The following is an 18,074-nucleotide window of genomic DNA, read 5'->3' on the forward strand; positions in this document are numbered from 1 at the left end:
CTAAGCTGCCATGCGGACCCTAGTCCGCTTGTCCGTCATCACATCGGGGCTGCAGAGGCTCCATGTCAAGCAACACCTCAAAGACTCGGCACGAAGGCAAAAACTTCTCGACGGTGAGCAGTCTGATATACGTGGGTTGGTTACCACAGAGTATCTCTCCGTCTTGAGGAGCTATCACGAACTTACATCGTGCGTTCAGCCAATTCTATTGGCCTAGCACAAGCGTCAAACGTGAATTCTCCTCTGCGGTTTTACACTTTTGCCTTCGAGCCCAATCTTTAAGCCAAAATCAAATGTTGTATTAAAATGCTAGCTACTTGTCTTTCTTTGTTTAGGCAACCTTGCTACTACTGGTTTTCAGTTCAACACTTGTCGCAATCGCCCAAATGAAGCCGGCAAGTTCTCGAGCAACAGCTGCAATAATTTTTCCGTGTGGTTTTCCTTTAGCTGCCATACGTGCATATTTCGGGTGAAGTCGGGTTTGTGCTTTCCAAGCGATGCGTTGTACCATCGCATCTTGTCCTTGCTGCCGTTTCTTGATGTCTCTAGAAATGTTAGGTTTGTGACGATAACTCCATGCTGATTCCACCAATACGCGTCGAACATGACTATTCCCTGTTTTAGTAATCTTGCCTTGGTGTCTAGTTGCTCCGCTTGAATACTCAGATGGGATTAGTCCTGTATACCCCATAAAGTCACGGGCGGACGCAAAGCGTTTAAACGTACCAACCTCAACAACGAGAGTTACAGCCGTTATTTCTTTTACACCTCGAAGTGTTTGCAGTGCTTCTATGACCGGTGCATGTGAAGATCTCATGGTCTCAGTATGAATGGCTCTCTCAAGGCGCTCCAGGCGCTGTTCAATCTCATCCAACGTGTGGAGATATTCTTGGAACACAATTTCCAGAGCGGAATTGTCAAACTTGAGAGTATTCAGCCATTTGTGATATATCTTCGTCCACTTTTTCTTTAAATGACCTGGCGCTTTTATTTCGTGACGCAACAGAAATTTGGCTAGATGATGACGCGCCCTAAGTTGGTCTTCTTTTGTTACTTTTCTTGCCCGCACGAGGTCCCGTAGAGCTTCATCTTCCTCTGTTGGAATGTAAATCGGCGTAAGTTCACCAGCCCTGAATAATTGAGCTAGTCGAATTGCATCGCGACGATCTGTCTTAATTCGGTCTCCCGCGCGTGTTGGAATTAAAGATGGAGCGACGACGCAACATTCGATTCCTAACGCAGTAAGGAACCTATATAACCCATAACCAGTTGGCCCAGCTTCGTAGCAGACATTAAGTCGGCATTCCTCTTCACGTAATTTTTTGAAAAGTTTACGAATCGACTCTTCGTTGTTGGGAATCTGACCAAAATATCTAGGATTATCCCGCCCTTCATCCGCAATGGCGACTGCGACAAAATCCTTCGAAACGTCTAAACCAACATACTTTGTGCTATCCTTCATACTATCGGCTCCTTCACAATGTAGCTCTGATTGGCATTGGTGTTCACAAATACCAGTATTGCCAACTAACCTACGGAATTGTGACATGGAGCCGAGCCTCGTTCATGATATCTTATTTAACACTTGACCCCCATGCTCGTGTTTCTTGTGAAGTCGTCGCCGCTGGTGAACTTTTTGTTATTACAGGCGAGATTACGACTAGTGTAACTGTGGATATTTCAAAAGTAGTGCGTGACACCTTAAAGGAAATTGGGTACAATAAAATTTCTTACCTTGATCCAGACGCATGCTCGATACTTATTTCCGTCAATGAACAATCCCCTGATATTGCAAAAGGTGTGGACAAGGCTCTTGAAATGAAGGACGGATTGATAGGAGGCTCACTAAACATTGGAGCGGGAGATCAAGGGATTGTATTTGGATTTGCTTGTAATGAAACTCCCGAATATATGCCACTACCAATCTCATTAGCTCATAAGTTAGCGCAGAGGTTGGATAAGGTTAGGTTGGATAAGGACATCCCTTATATCGGACCCGATGGAGAAACCCAAGTAACAATTGAGTATGATAACGGAGTTCCACTCAGAATAGATACCGTTATTGTATCAATTCAACATATGGTTGATGTCGATCTGAGGGAGTTGAGGGAAGACATTTGGCATCACGTAATTGTTCCTACATTGCCAGAGAACTTACTGGATGAACGGACTAAATACCTGCTTAATCCAACAGGACGGTTTGTTCTTGGAGGACCAGTAGCAGATAAAGGGTTGAAAGGACGAAAAATCATTGTTGATACCTACGGGGGGGCTGCACATCACGGCGGAGGCGCATTTTCCGGTAAAGACGCCACAAAAGTAGATCGCTCCGAGTTGAGTCCGTATAATTGGTGTAAATTCAGTGGACGCACTGGGTGACATAATGTAAAAGGTGCCACCTCGTCCCTCTTTGGTAGAATAAGTGTGTCGAGCACAAATCTACTAGGAGGAATGCGAGAATGGCACAGTACAACTTGGGTTTCCTGTTCTTTGGTTTTGGAAAAAATAGTTTTTCGGTTTTAGGAAGAGCAGATGTTTTTTTCTTGCCCATCACCGGACTTGCACTTGTTAGCATCATTGTGAAACGGTTTGCTCCAGAGGCAAAAGGGCATGGTGTCCCTGAAGTGATGGCGGCGATTGCAGAAGAGGGCAGCATCATTCGGCCACGAGTGGTCATTGTGAAAGCCATTGCTTCTGCGCTTTGTATTGGCTCAGGTGGATCGGTAGGACGTGAAGGACCCATTGTTCAAATTGGCTCTGCGTTCGGTTCTACCTTGGGGCAGCAGTATCTTGGGCTTGCCTGAACGCTATCTGCGTTTAATGGTGGCCTGCGGCGCTGGCGCTGGAATCGCAGCAACATTTAATGCTCCTATTGGCGGAGTGATGTTCGCCACGGAAGTCATTCTGGGGAGCTTTGCTCTACAAAATTTCACAGCCATTGTCATTTCAAGCGTTATCAGCGCCGCCATTGGTCGGATCTATCTCGGAAATCACCCGTCTTTTCCGGTGCCGATTTATCATGTTGGACATTTCTCAGTTTATTGGATGTACGTTGTTATAGGACTACTCTCCGGCGTTTGGGGATTTGTGTATATCAAGGTTTTGTACCGCATTGAGGATTGGTTTGATGCAAGAAGATGGCCGTTTTGGGCAAAGGCGCTACTCGGCGGTGGTCTCGTTGGCTTCATCGGTATTTGGTTTCCCCAGGTTTTTGGCGTTGGATATGAATGGGTCGATCAGGCCCTGTCGAACCACTTGGGCCTCAAGCTGCTGTTAGCTTTGCTCGTTTTGAAACTCCTCGCTACCTCGATCACGATTGCCGCTGGCGGATCTGGTGGTGTTTTCTCCCCCGGACTGTACCAAGGCTCGATGCTGGGAGGGGCCATCGGTGTTCTTATGTACATCTTGTTCCCCCACAGTGGAATCAGCCCTGGTGCGATGGCTGCGATGGCGATGGCCGGGGTGTTCGCAGGAAGTGCGCAGGCACCCGTGACATCCATCATGATGCTGTTCGAGATGACCGGCGACTATAACATGATACTTCCCCTTATGATCACATCCGTCTTGGCTGCGACGGTGACGAGCATGTTATCCAAAGACACGGCGTACTGCTTAAAACTGGTACGTAGAGGTCTCGATATTGCTCGATTGAGGCATCCCGATCGTATGAAGGCCATTTCTGTTGGTGAGGCAGTTGCAAAGGAACGACTTACACTCGTGAGTGTCATGACCGTTGCCGAGGCCTGGGAACGTTTTGCGCAGTCGGCGGAGTGGTTTGCCTTGATCCGTACCGAGCAAGGTGTGCTGCTCGGCTCGGTGGCACGTGCGAAGGTGCTAGAAGGACTGAATAACCACCGTGGCAAGGATTCAATCTCTGATTTGTTGCCGGAAACCGTACATCGTATTCAAGAGCGAGCGACGTTGGCTGAAGCTCTTGCGGAAATGAATCGGTACGGAGTGACGTACCTGATAGTCTGTAGAGACGATGTTGCAGTTGGCGTGATCGGCAGCGCTGACATTATCCATGCATACAAAAACGTGGAGTGACAAACAAGTTGAGAAGGAGCTTAATCAGACTGAGTTAAAAGGCAGTGGTGATTAAAGCGAGCAGACCCAACAGTGGTCCTTGGCGCACTTCAAGCGCTCAAGATTTGACCTCTTTGACTGCATAACCTCAGGCATCCTCAAAGCTCGCTTTTGGTGACTGAGGGGTGCTTTGATGTCTTCAATCCTTTCAACAAAAGGCGGTCCTAGTTATACAACTAGGGCCGCCACATTTGCCTCAATGTCATTTCGATGTCGTACCTGGGATGACGCACCCCTCGGGTCCACACACAAGGTTCGCTTGTTTCGCTTCTTCTTCTCGTTCCCGTTGAAGTTGTCCCTTTTGCCATTCAATATCGATGGGGGAGAACTTCTCCGGAAAACGAATGTACCAGCGTTGTTTGCGAATAAGGAAATTGTCAGTGTTAAGAAGCAACGCTTCATCAAGTTCTTTAAGGGCATCATCAAGCTTACCTTGCTCCTGATAGCTGAGTGCCAGTCGGAACTTGGTTGCTGCGAGTTCCTTTTGCATTGCTGTGAGTGGACTTGGCGGTTCATAGTAGGTGTCATCCAGGACCACCTGTTCGACCTCACCACGAAACAATGCTTCGACCGCCTCGGTATGTTCCGGTTTGGTCACCTGAAACCCCTGCTTAATCAGCCGAATCGTCCCGTGCTCGTCAATGAAAATTCCGTTCGGTACAACGGTAAAGCCAAAATGGGCACCGAGCCGGTTTTCCTTGTCCACGACTGTTGGGAACGTAACAGCCTCCACATATGGACGTACGGCCTCAGCTCCCTGCATATCGACGGCCACGGACAGGATGTTGAAATCCTCGCCTCGATGAGCCTCCAAAAATTGTTGCCAACCTGGCAACTGTTCCCGGCAACGTCACCAGGACGCCCACATGAAGATCAGGTGCCGCTTTCCGGCCAGTTCGGAAAGATGGAATTCATGACCGTCAAGCTTCGTCAAGGCAATATCGGGGAGTCTTTGTCCAAGAAATTGCTGCATGGTTGATCACCTCTTTTTCGCCGATGCAACGGTTTTAGTATTGAGTCATCCTTATTCTATATCCGGGCAAGCTGAAAATCACCTGGAATCACACTCGTGAAGGTGGGCGGCCTGGCGGAATTTCATTTGGGATATTCGCAAAGTTCGATAATGGTTCCTGATGTTGAAGCCAGGTGCATATAGATGAGTCGCCGCCCACGAGCATTTATGCGAAGTGTCTCTTCATAAAAGCGGATACCTTTCGATTTCGCTTCTTCAATGGCACGGTCCAAATTATCGACTCGGTATGCAACATGTTGAACGCCAGGCCCCTGTTGTCGCATAAACCTTGCGACTGGCGATTCTCGACTTGTTGGTTCGAGCAGTTCGATATGCATGCTCCCCAACTGGAGTGCAGCCACATGTACCTCAACGCCCGTCACGTCACTTGTGTAGCGATCAATTAGCTTCCCTCCGAGGACATCCAGATACAAGGGAAGCGCATCGTCGATGTTACGTACAGCGATGCCCAAATGGTCAAACGTTTTTTCCATGGCTGATCACCCCCTGCTCTTCAGGTAGGCTCGTCCTTTTGTCACAAGAACAGTTTGGTCCTTATGATTCTTGACGACAAACTTTAGCGCAACTAAACCTCTGTTTCCTTTGGATGAGGGCGTTGTCTCAATGACTTCAACGTCTGTGTATAGTGTATCTCCCGCTCGTACTGGAGCTGTCCAATGTACAAAGTCCATTCCAGTGCCACCGATGATTTCTGTTCCAAATCGATTCGTACGGATCCATTCGCCCCAGATTGAACTCAATGTATGAAATCCGGAGGCGATGATCCCTTTGAACAAACCATTTTCCGCAAATTCAGCATCGATATGTATCGGTTGCGGGTCATATCGCCGAGCGTATTCCTCGATTTCTTCTGTGGTCAGTTCAACGGGGTTAAGCTGAAAGTGCTGACCAACGGAAAATTCCTCAAAGTACATTTTTACCCCCTATGGTCGAATAATCTCGTCTCTCGAATGGTCAAGAGGCGAGCACATTCAAATGTTAGCACTTGCTTACGGCGTTGTCGACCCGTATACTGTGCCACATGGGGTGAACCGACAGGGCACGGAAGACCACTGAAGAGAAAATTGAAAATGCGGCAATCTCTTTGTTTGCGGAGAGTGGGTATAAAGGCACTTCGACACGAAAGATTGCAAAAGAGGCTGGCGTCAGTGAGCTCACGATTTATCGGTGTTACAAAACGAAGGAGGAATTATTCCGACACGCACTCGCAAAACGTATGCCGGACGCTTGGCTGGATGACGTGACGATGGATCACAGTCTGCCATTGAATGAGCAATTGAAAACCCTCTTTCAAAGGTTGCATGAAACACTTGACGAGCGCAAGGAGTTAATTCGCATCTTCTACAGGGATGGCACAGATTCGCCGGACATCGTTGCGTTGGCGAGGCAGATCCCTGTGAAAATTTGGGCCCCAATTGAACAATGTCTGTGTCAAGCAAAACCAGGCACCCCGCCAGATACGGCGAGACGCCTGGCTCTTCAGATCTTCAGCGCATATTTAGGGGTGTCCTTGCTTACTGCCACGTTCGGCCAAGACCTGTTGCCATTCTCCATCGACGAATTTCACGACAGCATGGTTCAGACGTACACTCGATCACTTTCGTAAGGTGGGGTATCGGCAATGAATCCACTGTTATATGGCATCCTCGTGATCACAACCACCGCCCTGATGGGCTCTTCGTTCGCTGTCGGGAAGATTGGCCTGGCCTACGTATCTCCGTTGTTGCTGGTTGGGATCCGGTTTACGTTCGCCGGCCTCCTCATGGCACTGTTTGTCATTCGCCGCCGACACCCACGCACACTGGCCGATTGGCTGCGGATCGCAATCATTGGGGTGTTTCAGAGCGCCGGTGTGATGGGCTGCATCTTCATCAGTCTACGAACCATTACTGCCAGTGAATCGTCCATCTTAACGTTCGTGAATCCCTTGTTGGTGGTCGTGCTTGGCACGCTATTTGCGGGAGCCAGATATCGGGCAGTACAGTGGGAGGGCGTGATTCTGGGGTTTATCGGGGTGTTTATCACACTGGGCTTCCACTTGCATCTGCACTTTGGCACCTGGCTTGGCCTTTTGGGTGCGATGTCGTGGGCGATTGCCACGCTTCTCATCAAACAATGGGGCAGCCGGATAGATACGTGGGTGCTGACGGCGTACCAAATGTTGTTCGGCGGGGTGTTGTTGTTTATCGGAAGCTTTACCATTGAGCGACCGCACTTGGTGCTCAATACCACATCGGTCTCAATTCTCATCTGGCTTGCCATCATGGCGTCCATCGTGCAGTTTGCCATCTGGTTTTATTTATTGCATCACGGCGATCCGGGAAAGACCAGTGCGTTTTTGTTCCTGGCCCCCTTTTTTGGCGTACTGTCAGGATGGCTGATTCTTGGGGAGCCCGTCAGGTGGCCTGTACTAGTCGGTGGCGTCCTAATTTTCGCCGGCATTTTCCTGGTCAATTGGCCTGAACCGAAGAGTAAGGAGGTGCAGGCGGAATGACAACACGACGGCACTGGGGAATCGGTATGCTGACGATTTTGGCCATTGGTCCCAACCTGATGCTCAGCGTAGCGGTTATGTTTATGCAGGATCTGTTTCAGAACTCATTCGCAACCGGATCGTACGCTCCGATGTGGGTCGTCATTTTTGGTAACATGGCGTTTGCGCTGTTTACTCCGATCGGTCCGTTTCTCATGCGGCGAATTGGACTCAGAAGTACGTACGTACCTGCCATGATTGTGTTTTTGCTCGGGTCACTGATATGTAGTTGGTCACCCACCATCGTGTGGTTGGGAGTAGGGCGTTTCCTGGAGGGGATGGCTGCCGGAACTGTCTTTATGATGATGATTCCAGCGCTCATTCTATCGTTCCCAGCCGTGCGTCGGAACCGTGTCCTGGCGGTATTGGTCGCCGGCTTTTTTGGATCCGTGGCTATGGGGCCGTTTCTGGGCTCGCTCACCATCATGGAAGACGCTTGGCGCTGGCTGTTTGCAGCAGTGGGACTGCTTGCTCTTGCGGGTGCATTAATGGGCAGAAATTTGCCCAATGCCCTTGGCCCACCGCCTATTCAAAATGGCGCAGCAGCAGGTAACCATGTATTTGATACATCAGGTTTTCTGATCACTGTAGCAACATGCCTGTCGCTCGCCATTGCGTTGGGCAATCTCGACCGCTGGGGACTCTGGTCCCCGCAGTTCAGTATCCCTGCCATCATCGCTGTAGCTTTTCTTCGTACTTTTGGTCTGGGTAGAATTGTCCGTCTCTAGTCCCCTGGTGCCATTTCGACTCGTCTTCCTAATGAAGCCATCCATTGGGACAATGATGGCTGTTCTCAGCAACATTTCCATGATCCTAGCATTGGCAATGCTGAGTGTGGTGCTCCGATCGGTCGAAGCATTTTCCGATGGCGCCATCACTTCCTTTTATCTCAGCTTGCTGCTGGGAGTTGTATTATCGGCCGTACTGATGACGGTGTTCCATGACCGGGTTGGACCGGGAGTGCTCGGCATCGCTGGCTCGCTGTGCCTGATGTATGTGTCTTATCAGTGGCTGTCCGTGGAACAGGGGACGACGCTATGGTCCCTTGGCTGGCGGTTGGTCATTCTCGGCACGGGAGGGGGGTTGACCATGGCCTCGGGGCTGGTTGGTGCGGCACTTGGAGGGCCAATGTCACAACTCCCGAAGACAATGACGGCCGTTCAATTTGTTCGCTTACTTATCTTCATGATGATTGCGCCTTTGTTTAGTTGGACGCTATCTACTACGGCGACTGCCAACTTTGAGGTGTTGTCGTGGAACATATCGATCACGAACGTCCAGTTCATCCAGAAGTTGAACACCATCGTTACCCGGCTGGAAGGGTATGGATTACACCCTCATGCAGCGAAACAACGGGCGTTAGCCTTGATTGCGAACGAACTTCATACACACGCAGTCGTGGATACAACCCATTTTATCTTCGCAATGTCACTTTGGGCGGCGGGCGCCCTGCTCGTATTTTCGATTGCGATGGCCATATCAGGTAAAGGGGCTACATTAAGGCAACGGCCCGAGAAGGAAACTGCAACAAAAACAGAGCCGTCGCTCACGCCCAATATGCAAATTTCAAATAGGCAACTAGAGTTGTAGGTACGAAATCCAGAATAAACCCCGCCGCCGAGCGACACGCTACAGCTCAACGTGTGGGGGTCGCACTTTGCGTGCGGATGCGTCCTTCAAATCGGTTTGATGGGGCATTGAATGGCATGTTTATCGATGCCGCAATTGTACGTAGTGAGTTGCAGTGTGGGAGCTACGGTTGGGTGGCTTTGCAGCGCCGAAAGAGGCCTGATGGACGGGTTGGGTTAGTTGGGTTTTACGGTTCCCGGATACGTTACTATATGTCCATAACGCAGCAATGTCCAGTCCTGTTGGTTTTCCTGAGTGTGGAGAAGTCCTTTAACGTTGACGACCGACTTGGGGTCGTTTAATGAACTGATAAGATTTATCTTGTGTTAAGTCAAGCGTATGTGCGCAGGCTTTCCGCCGTAATAGTATCCGTTGAGTCTGCGGACAGCCTGCGATCCCAACGAAACTCAGGTACATGGCACAGGGCGGCCATCAAGAAACGTCTATCCCATTCAAACTTGTACTCCGTTGGAATAGGAAATTTTTGACCGATGGTGCAGCAGATAGTACAGGGCTGCCATGGCGACAACAATAACGGCACATACGATGTACATAGTTTGGAAACCACTTTGTCCGGCAATCAGTCCCAGAATGATAGAGCCAAAGCCGGTCCCAGCATCGAAGAAGAGCAGGAAGGTACTCATGGCAAATCCCCTCCGATGACCAGCAATCGAAGCGACGGATAATGCTTGAAGACCAGGGAAAAGGACGCCATAGCCCAGTCCAATGAGGGCTGCACTCGCAAGGAAACCAAATCCGCCACGCACCTGACTGAGCAATGAAATACCGACCAGAAAGAAACCGATGGCTGGGTACATGACGGTGTTTTCACCACGAGAGTCAAACAGATGTCCAAGAATGGGGCGGGGCATCACCACAAGTAGTGCAAAGACTGCGAAAAAGTAGTTTGTGATATGGAATAGCCCAAGATTTTGCCCGTACACAGAGGCAAACGCCGAGATCCCGCTGTATGCCAATGCGAGGGTAAATCCTGTTATGAAAATCGGAATGGCCCTGGGTTCAATTAGCTTATTCCACGCAAACCGGGCATTTTCATCCTTAATGTTCGTGGTGTGAGCATGTTTTACTGCGACAGCAGTGAAAAGCCCAAGGATCGAACAAGCAATGCAAAGTAAAAAGAGGCTACGAAAAGGAGAATGCTGTATGATCGTCAAGCCCACGAATGGGCCGACTACCATGGCAAGGCTCATGAACATTCCGTAGTACCCCATACCAGTACCCATTCGCTTCGGTGGCGTAAGTCGGTGGTAATGGTGGTCGCAGTGCTGGTTGTGATACCAAACGAGATTCCATGAATGAAACGAAGTGTCAATAGAAGGATGTAGTTGTCACTAAACAGATATAGAACATCTACCAATAGAAACAGCAGCAGTGCCCAACAGAAGCAGGCGCTTATGCCCCAGTCGACTCATAAGTAGCCCAGCAAAGAACCGGGACAATACCGAACCAGCGACGAAGAGTATAAGCACCAGCCCGATTTCAGTAGCGTTGTTAGAGAACTTATCCTTAACAAATACCGGGAGTGCCGCTACCTGCGTGTAAAAAGTCTTAAAGAGGAAGAAGTTCGTGATACATATCATAATGAAGCTGCGTGACCAAACGGTTTCCTTCTGCACTTGTTGACTACCTCCGAATTGAATTTCGAAACTGCCGTACGACCCGATGTACCCTAGTCAGGGCAGCGAAGGGGCTCCGTACGTGTCTTTGAGATCTGAATTTCCCGCCCCTTGATGACAAATACCATTGAATGTTAGCATTTGCTTTGCCTACGATGTTGTCGAGGTAATTGTGTTGTAAAGTGGACCGAAGATAAGGGGTTCATCAGGAATGTGCCTGTGAAAGCGAAACTTATGTGGTATTGGAGGAGGGGCATCGAAATGAAAGCTTGCTCATTTGTACCCGCAGCTACACGGATGATTTATGACATGGGCCTCGAGGCAGAACTGTCGGCCGTGACGTTTGAGTGTCCATCTGACAGGCCCAAGGTTGTCCGATCCGTCCTAGAAGGAAATCACTACACATCCGATGAGATTGATCGCATCGTGAGTGAGTATGCGGCTACTGGGAAATCACTCTACTACGTCGATATGGAACTTTTACAATCCGTCGAACCAGATGTCGCTTTTACACAGTCCGTGTGCGATGTATGTCAAATCGGCACCTCGTATGTCGAAAGAGCACTTGGCTCACTTTCACAATTTCCGAAGGTTGTTCCTCTTATTCCGACAACTTTGGAAGACATATTCGACAATGCGGTGAGCATAGCGGAAGCTTTGAATCATCCCGAGGCAGGCAAAATGTACATCGCCGACCTGAAAGTCTGTATCGCTCGGGTGATTGACGAGCTACGTGCTCATGGTGCCCCGCTCCGCCGAGTGATGGTCATGGAGTGGATGAACCCTATCTACAATTGTGGTCACTGGATCCCATATCAGATTGCAGTGGCTGGGGGTGTCGACATGCTGTCGAATCCGTCCGGTTATTCTATCGTCACTCCGTGGGAAAAGGTTGTTCAGTACAACCCAGAGGTTCTGGTTGTCGCACCATGTGGGTTTGATGTCGCAAGGGCCGCAGAGGAGGTCTCAGCAATGACAAACCTGCCGGGGTGGGGCGATTTGACTGCCGTGTCCAGCAACCATGTGTATGTCGCTGATGCAAACATGTTCACGCAGCCCAGCGCTTCAACGATTGTCGACGGTATTGAGGTATTGGCGGCACTATTCCACCCAGATATTTTTGAGGTTCCGAGCCGACTTCGGGACAAGGTTGCACCTTTGTCTGACTTGTTACATAGCCCTACGATAGGTCGAGTCTAATTAAATGTGGACGTTGTACAAGATAGACATCGGCGCCAATTCAAGCATGTACTCTTGCAGTAGGATTTGGTGTGTGTTTGTTTTTCGTGAACGATAGGAAAAATGATGTCCACGATGGCCGGGATGCCCAGCGCAAGTCCTAGCTACTCTGTGATCGCAAAGGCGCCCATCGAGTTCAAATTGGACAACACAAGGCGGTGGATATCTCTCCATGGCCCCGCAGCGCCACCGAGTGCTCCCTCGATTCCTGCAATCGCTTGTCCCAATGTGGCCACGGCTTCGCCTGCGAATTTCCGACCCGGCGCTGGATTTCGATCGATGACCTGATACAGCGCCTTGATCTTCTGCTCATGCTCTTTGGCTCCCTCGGCGATCTCGGATAGTCTTGCCTTCACATTCGGTTCGGTGATTTTTTCAATCGTGTTTTCAACGTACTCACGGAACGATGCCTGTGTCATGACCACATTCCCAAGCCACTGGGCCATCTCGTCAAGCTGCTTGTTCCAATTTTTCTCGTCTAACTCGATCACAATTGGGTTAGCGGACTTTGCTTCGCTCATTTGACGACCTCCCTTTACTTTCGAGTAATCTTCCAAAGAACCCCCGTGTGAGCGAATGACATCAAATACCCTTTCGTCACCCGCACAGCACCAAAGTCAAACACGTAAAAACTCTTTCCGTCAGGGTGGAATTTGCAGTCTACCGGTCGTTGGATTCCACCATGAGTACGATTTTGTCCCGTTCCAATGGCTCGGTTGCGCATGCATACTTCCGCCGCTCCAGTTTTCACGTCGACGCACATGACTCGAAAACCGTGGCCAAGTCTTCCTGCCGGGGAGAGTTCAGTGGCGCCAACGTACCCCATTTGCAAGCGAATAGTTTGCCATGGTGACCGAACGTATCCGACTTGCAAAAGTCCATTTTGGTCATGCACGAGTGCGGCCTCTCCAAATAAGCGGGCGGCCCGGCCCATTCCGGAAGATTCGCAAACAGTGGTTCTGCTGCTTTACCCTTGTCGGGCAGATGCTTTTTATCCCACACGGGCAGGCCATCCGCACAAATTTCCGGGAAACCGTACCAATCGGGTGTTTGCACCGTTCCATGCGGTTGTTTGGCGTTGCGGATGCGCCAAATTCGATTTGGATCGCCTGCAACCGCACGCTCTCCTTTTTCCTCTAAATCGTTGTCGGATACGTAAAGTTTGCCGTCCTCGCTAAAGGCCATGCCGTACGGGTTACGTAGCCCCCAGGCAAGCAGCTCAATATCAGTACCATCCGGTCTTGCACGCCATAGGCCGGAGGTACACCAGAGTTCACCCTTGACGATTTCACCTTTCGTGGCAGGAACCCCAAACGGTTTGAAGGGGCCGGTTTCGGTCAGGTATGGGTAAGGCATGGTAGGATCCCGGCTCCAGACATTGTTGCCGGTCAGGGTGATGTCTTGGCCGGGAATGTCATGGGCCCTGGGATGCTTCACGATATCTACCGTGAACCCCTGTGGCAAAACAACACCGTTTTGCGAAACAGAACCGTGGGCGAAATAGAGCAGCCCATCGGTGGGGCTGAACACTGGGCCTCCTGGTTCATGCCAACCGCCACTTGGGATTTTATCGAAGATGACGGTTCGCTCACGGGTGTTAATATCGTATCGAACGATACTGGCGTAATATCCGCCCTTGATGCTGACGTAGATGAAGCCGTCCCGGTAGGCAACACCTCGGGGCCCACCCAGCGTTTCGACCGCAAACGTTTCAAGCTGCTGGCCGGACGGATCGAGTCGAAGAATGCGTGGAATCATAGCGGGACGGGTCGGCCAGGTACTACCGCCACAAGGTTCCATTCTCCGTGAATCCCATACCGCAGGGGAAAGACAGTCCGGCAATGATCACCTCGACCTCATATCCATCTGGGACGAGTATATCCAATGGGTCCACTACCGAACGAGCAGGGGTAGAAAGCTTTCGGAGGGCATCTTTCGAAACGGATGTGGTTGCTAGATCCATATCATGGGACTCCTCAGATTTGGCATATGACACGTAGCAAAAGTTCCACTCCCATTCTGTCCAGATAATTAGCCGATAAACAGTGGCTGATTACAGAATCGGAAGAGCGAAGGTTTGTCATGAGCATGTTTGTTGTGATGAGCAGTTACGCATAGAGGTTCAGTTCGAAGGAACCCTAACAGAGGATTGTCAATATATCCAGGCAATGACGCCTGAAATGGGGAGGAAACATACCGGATGACGGTCGCAACGCAGGTCAAGCAAACACTGGCATCGCTAAAAAGTGCTCAAGCAAGTTTTGAACAGTTTGCGCTTCAAACGCAAAACCAGTCAGCTAAACAAATGTATACGGATGCTGCGAATCAGACGATGGGGCTTGTTAGTTCACTTGAGTCCCGAATTCAACAAATTGAGCAGGAGGAACCTCAATACAAAGGATTCTAAGCGATAGGAACAGGGGACTTCGGGTATGGAACGCAGAACCCGAAGTCCCGCTGAAAATGGAGTGGTCACGATGCAATGGCAGATGCTTATCAAGGCATTGTTTGCGTTCTTTGCATTACTTTTGCTCGCACGCCTGCTCGGTAAAAAGCAGATTTCACACTTGACCTTTTTTGATTGAGCGTTTTGCAGAATGACGATTTGAACGAAGGAAAAATCGATTTGATGGTGGCGTAACGGACAGAAATTACATTTTATGTATTTAGCGCACCTTCGTGGTAGGCTCGCTATGTCGATATCTAGCGTTCATCTCGCCTCAGGCACTCTTCGTCATACTGCGTGCTACGTTCGCAGCCACCGCTGATGCCAGTAAGACAATTGCATTGATGTACGCGTAAGCCGTAACTTTCCGGATGCCTCGCAGATGCATGTCGTTCATCGTGAGATGTTCTTTGATCCGGGAGTTGCAGCGTTCAACGGATGTTCGCTCGTTATAGAGTTCCTTCCAACCTCTCGTGTTTCGGTGGGGATTTGAGTAACGCCGGACATCTTCGGCGATCTTCTTGACCACCATTCCATAATTGGAGTCCGAGCAAGTTGCAATCCCAAGTGGGCAGTCTATTTTTCCAACGGCGTGTGGGCAACGGAACTTTAATCGATCACTGTCTGCGCCCCAGTAAACCATGTCGTATCCCATCGAGCAACGAGGTGTTCCGTCCGAAGCCATCCCGGCTGGCGGCTCCTTCTCGCCTCGCTTATTCATTGCGATGATTGCCTGCGCACCGTAACTGCGAGCAGCTTCGTAGTTCTTGACCTGGTCGTATCCGGCATCCATCATGACGAACTTGAATCGCCAACCGTGTTCATGGATTTTCTTCATCAACGGTACCGCCATTTCACCGTCGTATACGTTGGCAGGCGTAACATCCAAGACAACCGGCAGTTCGCTGGCAGTATCCACGGCAAGGTGGACCTTGTACCCGAACCACGTTAGCTTGTTACCGAAGGTATCGTACTTCGCACCCCAATTGGCATCGCCGGTATGCTGACTGCGTGACTTTGGCACTTTTTCTCGTAGGCGCCAATCGCCGTGCTGTCGATTGCGATATGCTCACCATTGATGATGCCAGACTCTCTGCACTGATTGACCAGGTCAGTGAAGAGTTCCTGCGCAAGTTCCTTTTCAACCACAGCCTGGAACACCCGACTCAGTGTGGCAATTGATGGTGCCCGCTCATCCAATCGAAAGCCGCACTGATACCGAAATCTTAGGTCTCTGTCCAGCTGTTGATGGAGACGAGTGAACGTCGATATGCCTTCCAATGGAGCCGCCAGCAGAGCACGTAAAATTGCTTCTCGATTGATGGGCTTGGCGCCATGGGGTGACGCACTTTTCAATTTGTTGGCGTAGGGTTCAAGGTCGAGTGCTGTAAAGAACAGACCCAATCTCTCACTGGACTCAATTTCTAACCATTGCTCAAAGGAAAACAGGGGCTTTTGGAGAAGATACAAGTGGACTTCCCTTCTTGAGAGTTTCTTGTTTGGTCACTTGAAATCTTCTCCAAGTTGAGGTGAAGTCCTTTTTTATGCCCTCTCATCCCTTGCCCTGCAAGGGCTTATGAATCTGCAAAACGCTCAATCCAAGTAGCGAATAACAAAACTCATGATTCATCCGTCATTCTGGAAAAATTGTCTATGTTCCTTAGTCTCTGGCATGGAGCCTTCGCAAGTATCAGGCGGACTTGTTTGCAATGCGCCTTTGAGAGCGTGTGAGGAGCACACTGCCCGGTGCATTGACGCTCACCGCGATGTAGCCAGTTCCTTCACCGTTGAGCCATATTCCCTGTCACCATTAGCTTCCACCTCTCACGTGAAACGTCACTGCGCTCCAAAAAAGCTGCACGTTGTTTAGGTTGAGCCAAGCGAATAGTCGGCGATTCCGGGTTACACACACAGGATGACCGTGCGCTACGGTATCGACGTATCCTCAAATAGTTTTATTGCTGTCAGTCTGGGGTCTGGATGGCTGACATCACCTACGGTACGCCCAGCTAACACCTGGCCACCAATCACGGCCGTGTTACTTGAGCATGAATGGAATGCAGCCCATGAATCGATGGGCACTGCCCTTCTCCTGCTACGAGGAGAAGAGAGCCGAATCGGCGGTGACCTGCTGGACACTGGCAGAGTGACGTAGTCCGTGGGAAACGGGGTTTGAGGCGAAGCGGTTACGCCAAGATGAACCTCCGCGGGCGGTAATCCCGAATTTTGGACCATATCGGTCAATAAACGGCCTGCCAAAAAATCGGCCAATGAGATAGGCAACGGTTGCGCCGACCACATTTCCCCCAATGACCGAACAAAGAAGTGGAAAGACAGAAAACGTCCCTCGATGTAACTGGATACCGCTTGCTATCAATGCCGATTCAGCTACAGAGGGTATTCCAGCTATCTCAAGGAACATGACGATGAATAAGCCGAAGTATCCGTATTGCCGGAGGAGCAGATCAACGTCAATGTGCATTGGATATCCCTCTCCGTAGTCCAAACGTGCGATTTTTGTTTTTATTCCCCAAGTACCTCTCCCTTGACTGAGAACTCGACAACGATGCGAAGCATGATGAATGTCAGGGAGAGTGATGATCTAACTGTATGTCCAAAGATGACCAACATGCAGATAACAGCAGCAGTTTCAGTCGATGAGCCCCGAGGGAGACGTGTGCCGTGTAGCTGAAATGGGTCGGAAAATTGGAACAATTTATGCACATTTCTGTGGATATCCTGTGCATAACTTCACCAACCGTTTATGGAATTCACCGAAATGGGGAGATTACACATAAACCAATTTTCACCATGTCAATTTCAGAGGACCTCACATGAAAATGCTCTCCATCGATGATCTGATTTACGATCAGAAGCGATCCACCTCTCTGCGAATTCAACACTGGCTCCACATAGAATTGTTTTCATGGCAATGGTGGCTGATGGTCATCGTGTGGTTTGGTTCAGTCCTTTTATGGTGGCGGCTGGCTGATAAAAAGCGAATCAAGGAACTTTTGTTGTACGGTTTTATGAGCGCATGCGTGATTACCCTCTTGGACGATATCGGGAGTGAGCTTGGGGCATGGGGATACGGATACAACGTGATTCCAGTGTTTAACCGCTTGATGCCAGTCGATTTTGGCGTACTGTCGGTCGCCTACATGTTGACGTATCAAGTGTTCAAGCCTTGGAAACTTTTCATCGCCGGCCATATCCTCTTGGCATTCGTGTTGGCTTTTGTAGCGGAACCCTTTGCCAAACACTCTGGCGTTTACATTCAACACGGCTGGAGCAATGTGTACTCGTTCCCAATCTATATCGCCATGCCCATCGTGCTGAGGCTCATTATGGAACAACTGTTCCGTGTAGAAAATCGGTAACCCTCACTCCGCAGGCTTCTCCCCTTCATGCGTGACCAATGACACCCATACGCTGGCAAGGAGATTTTAACCTCCTTTGCTTAGAGCTGAA

General features: G+C 49.9%; 18 protein-coding genes and 3 pseudogenes. 11 read left to right on the forward strand and 10 right to left on the reverse strand.

Annotation, left to right across the window (positions count from 1 at the left end; genetic code table 11):
• Positions 1-331: 331 nt before the first annotated feature.
• A complete protein-coding gene (locus tag JC200_RS21285; RefSeq protein WP_274433722.1) occupies positions 332-1,462 on the reverse strand; it encodes an IS110 family RNA-guided transposase in 1,131 nt (376 codons plus the stop codon).
• 116 nt (positions 1,463-1,578) lie between these two features.
• Here JC200_RS21285 and metK point away from each other — a divergent pair.
• The 3 genes and pseudogenes from metK to JC200_RS21300 all read left to right on the forward strand — a co-directional run.
• Positions 1,579-2,331: pseudogene (gene metK / locus JC200_RS21290) on the forward strand (methionine adenosyltransferase); the annotation flags it as partial.
• A 128-nt stretch (positions 2,332-2,459) separates the two neighbouring features.
• The gene (locus JC200_RS21295; protein ID WP_274433725.1) at positions 2,460-2,804 is read left to right on the forward strand and encodes a chloride channel protein; all 345 of its coding nucleotides are present in this window, start codon (positions 2,460-2,462) and stop codon (positions 2,802-2,804) included.
• Positions 2,731-4,047 (forward strand): chloride channel protein, encoded by a 1,317-nt coding sequence (locus JC200_RS21300; protein ID WP_274433727.1) that lies wholly within the window; start codon positions 2,731-2,733, stop codon positions 4,045-4,047. The genes JC200_RS21295 and JC200_RS21300 overlap by 74 nt, the downstream gene beginning before the upstream one ends.
• A gap of 241 nt (positions 4,048-4,288) precedes the next feature.
• Here JC200_RS21300 and JC200_RS21305 read toward each other — a convergent pair whose 3' ends face one another.
• The 4 genes from JC200_RS21305 to JC200_RS21320 form a co-directional block, all read right to left on the reverse strand.
• Complete coding sequence (locus JC200_RS21305; RefSeq protein ID WP_274433728.1) at positions 4,289-4,900, reverse strand: thioredoxin family protein; 612 nt, start codon at positions 4,898-4,900, stop codon at positions 4,289-4,291.
• A 36-nt stretch (positions 4,901-4,936) separates the two neighbouring features.
• Positions 4,937-5,059, reverse strand: coding sequence for a TlpA family protein disulfide reductase (locus JC200_RS21310; protein WP_274433729.1), 123 nt, complete (start codon positions 5,057-5,059; stop codon positions 4,937-4,939).
• Positions 5,060-5,181: 122 nt separating this feature from the next.
• Positions 5,182-5,592, reverse strand: coding sequence for a VOC family protein (locus JC200_RS21315; protein ID WP_274433731.1), 411 nt, complete (start codon positions 5,590-5,592; stop codon positions 5,182-5,184).
• A 6-nt stretch (positions 5,593-5,598) separates the two neighbouring features.
• A complete protein-coding gene (locus tag JC200_RS21320) occupies positions 5,599-6,033 on the reverse strand; it encodes a MaoC/PaaZ C-terminal domain-containing protein (protein ID WP_274433732.1) in 435 nt (144 codons plus the stop codon).
• A 164-nt stretch (positions 6,034-6,197) separates the two neighbouring features.
• Between JC200_RS21320 and JC200_RS21325 the strand changes: the two genes are divergently transcribed.
• The 4 genes from JC200_RS21325 to JC200_RS21340 are packed head-to-tail and all read left to right on the forward strand — an operon-like array spanning position 6,198 to position 9,242.
• Entirely contained in the window at positions 6,198-6,725 is a 528-nt protein-coding gene (locus JC200_RS21325) for a TetR/AcrR family transcriptional regulator (RefSeq protein WP_274436624.1), read from the forward strand.
• 15 nt (positions 6,726-6,740) lie between these two features.
• On the forward strand, positions 6,741-7,613 hold the full coding sequence (locus JC200_RS21330) for a DMT family transporter (RefSeq protein WP_274433734.1): 873 nt from the start codon (positions 6,741-6,743) through the stop codon (positions 7,611-7,613).
• Entirely contained in the window at positions 7,610-8,380 is a 771-nt protein-coding gene (locus JC200_RS21335) for an MFS transporter (RefSeq protein WP_274433736.1), read from the forward strand. The genes JC200_RS21330 and JC200_RS21335 overlap by 4 nt, the downstream gene beginning before the upstream one ends.
• A gap of 31 nt (positions 8,381-8,411) precedes the next feature.
• Positions 8,412-9,242 carry a hypothetical protein gene (locus JC200_RS21340; protein WP_274433738.1) on the forward strand — a complete coding sequence of 277 codons (831 nt, stop codon included), beginning with the start codon at positions 8,412-8,414 and terminating at the stop codon, positions 9,240-9,242.
• 491 nt (positions 9,243-9,733) lie between these two features.
• Here the strand turns inward: JC200_RS21340 and JC200_RS21350 are convergent.
• Positions 9,734-10,882, reverse strand: a pseudogene (locus JC200_RS21350) (MFS transporter).
• 297 nt (positions 10,883-11,179) lie between these two features.
• Between JC200_RS21350 and JC200_RS21355 the strand changes: the two are divergent.
• Positions 11,180-12,118 (forward strand): ABC transporter substrate-binding protein, encoded by a 939-nt coding sequence (locus JC200_RS21355; RefSeq protein ID WP_274433739.1) that lies wholly within the window; start codon positions 11,180-11,182, stop codon positions 12,116-12,118.
• A gap of 143 nt (positions 12,119-12,261) precedes the next feature.
• Here the strand turns inward: JC200_RS21355 and JC200_RS21360 are convergent, their stop codons facing one another.
• Together JC200_RS21360 and JC200_RS21365 are read right to left on the reverse strand one after the other, a co-directional pair.
• Positions 12,262-12,678: a hypothetical protein gene (locus JC200_RS21360; RefSeq protein ID WP_274433740.1), complete on the reverse strand. Its 417-nt coding sequence runs from the start codon at positions 12,676-12,678 to the stop codon at positions 12,262-12,264.
• 226 nt (positions 12,679-12,904) lie between these two features.
• The gene (locus JC200_RS21365; protein WP_274433741.1) at positions 12,905-13,915 is read right to left on the reverse strand and encodes a PQQ-dependent sugar dehydrogenase family protein; all 1,011 of its coding nucleotides are present in this window, start codon (positions 13,913-13,915) and stop codon (positions 12,905-12,907) included.
• 442 nt (positions 13,916-14,357) lie between these two features.
• Here JC200_RS21365 and JC200_RS21370 point away from each other — a divergent pair, with 442 nt between their 5' ends.
• Complete coding sequence (locus JC200_RS21370; RefSeq protein WP_274433742.1) at positions 14,358-14,564, forward strand: DUF1657 domain-containing protein; 207 nt, start codon at positions 14,358-14,360, stop codon at positions 14,562-14,564.
• Between the two features lie 25 nt (positions 14,565-14,589).
• Positions 14,590-14,742, forward strand: coding sequence for a hypothetical protein (locus tag JC200_RS21375; protein ID WP_274433744.1), 153 nt, complete (start codon positions 14,590-14,592; stop codon positions 14,740-14,742).
• A 135-nt stretch (positions 14,743-14,877) separates the two neighbouring features.
• Here the strand turns inward: JC200_RS21375 and JC200_RS21380 are convergent.
• Together JC200_RS21380 and JC200_RS21385 are read right to left on the reverse strand one after the other, a co-directional pair.
• Positions 14,878-16,073, reverse strand: a pseudogene (locus JC200_RS21380) (transposase).
• Positions 16,074-16,698: 625 nt separating this feature from the next.
• The gene (locus JC200_RS21385; RefSeq protein ID WP_274433745.1) at positions 16,699-17,085 is read right to left on the reverse strand and encodes a DedA family protein; all 387 of its coding nucleotides are present in this window, start codon (positions 17,083-17,085) and stop codon (positions 16,699-16,701) included.
• A 352-nt stretch (positions 17,086-17,437) separates the two neighbouring features.
• Between JC200_RS21385 and JC200_RS21390 the strand changes: the two genes are divergently transcribed.
• The gene (locus JC200_RS21390; protein WP_274433746.1) at positions 17,438-17,983 is read left to right on the forward strand and encodes a CBO0543 family protein; all 546 of its coding nucleotides are present in this window, start codon (positions 17,438-17,440) and stop codon (positions 17,981-17,983) included.
• Positions 17,984-18,074 lie beyond the last annotated feature (91 nt).

It is taken from the genome of Alicyclobacillus sp. ALC3, from assembly GCF_028751195.1.
Classification (GTDB): domain Bacteria; phylum Bacillota; class Bacilli; order Alicyclobacillales; family Alicyclobacillaceae; genus Alicyclobacillus_L.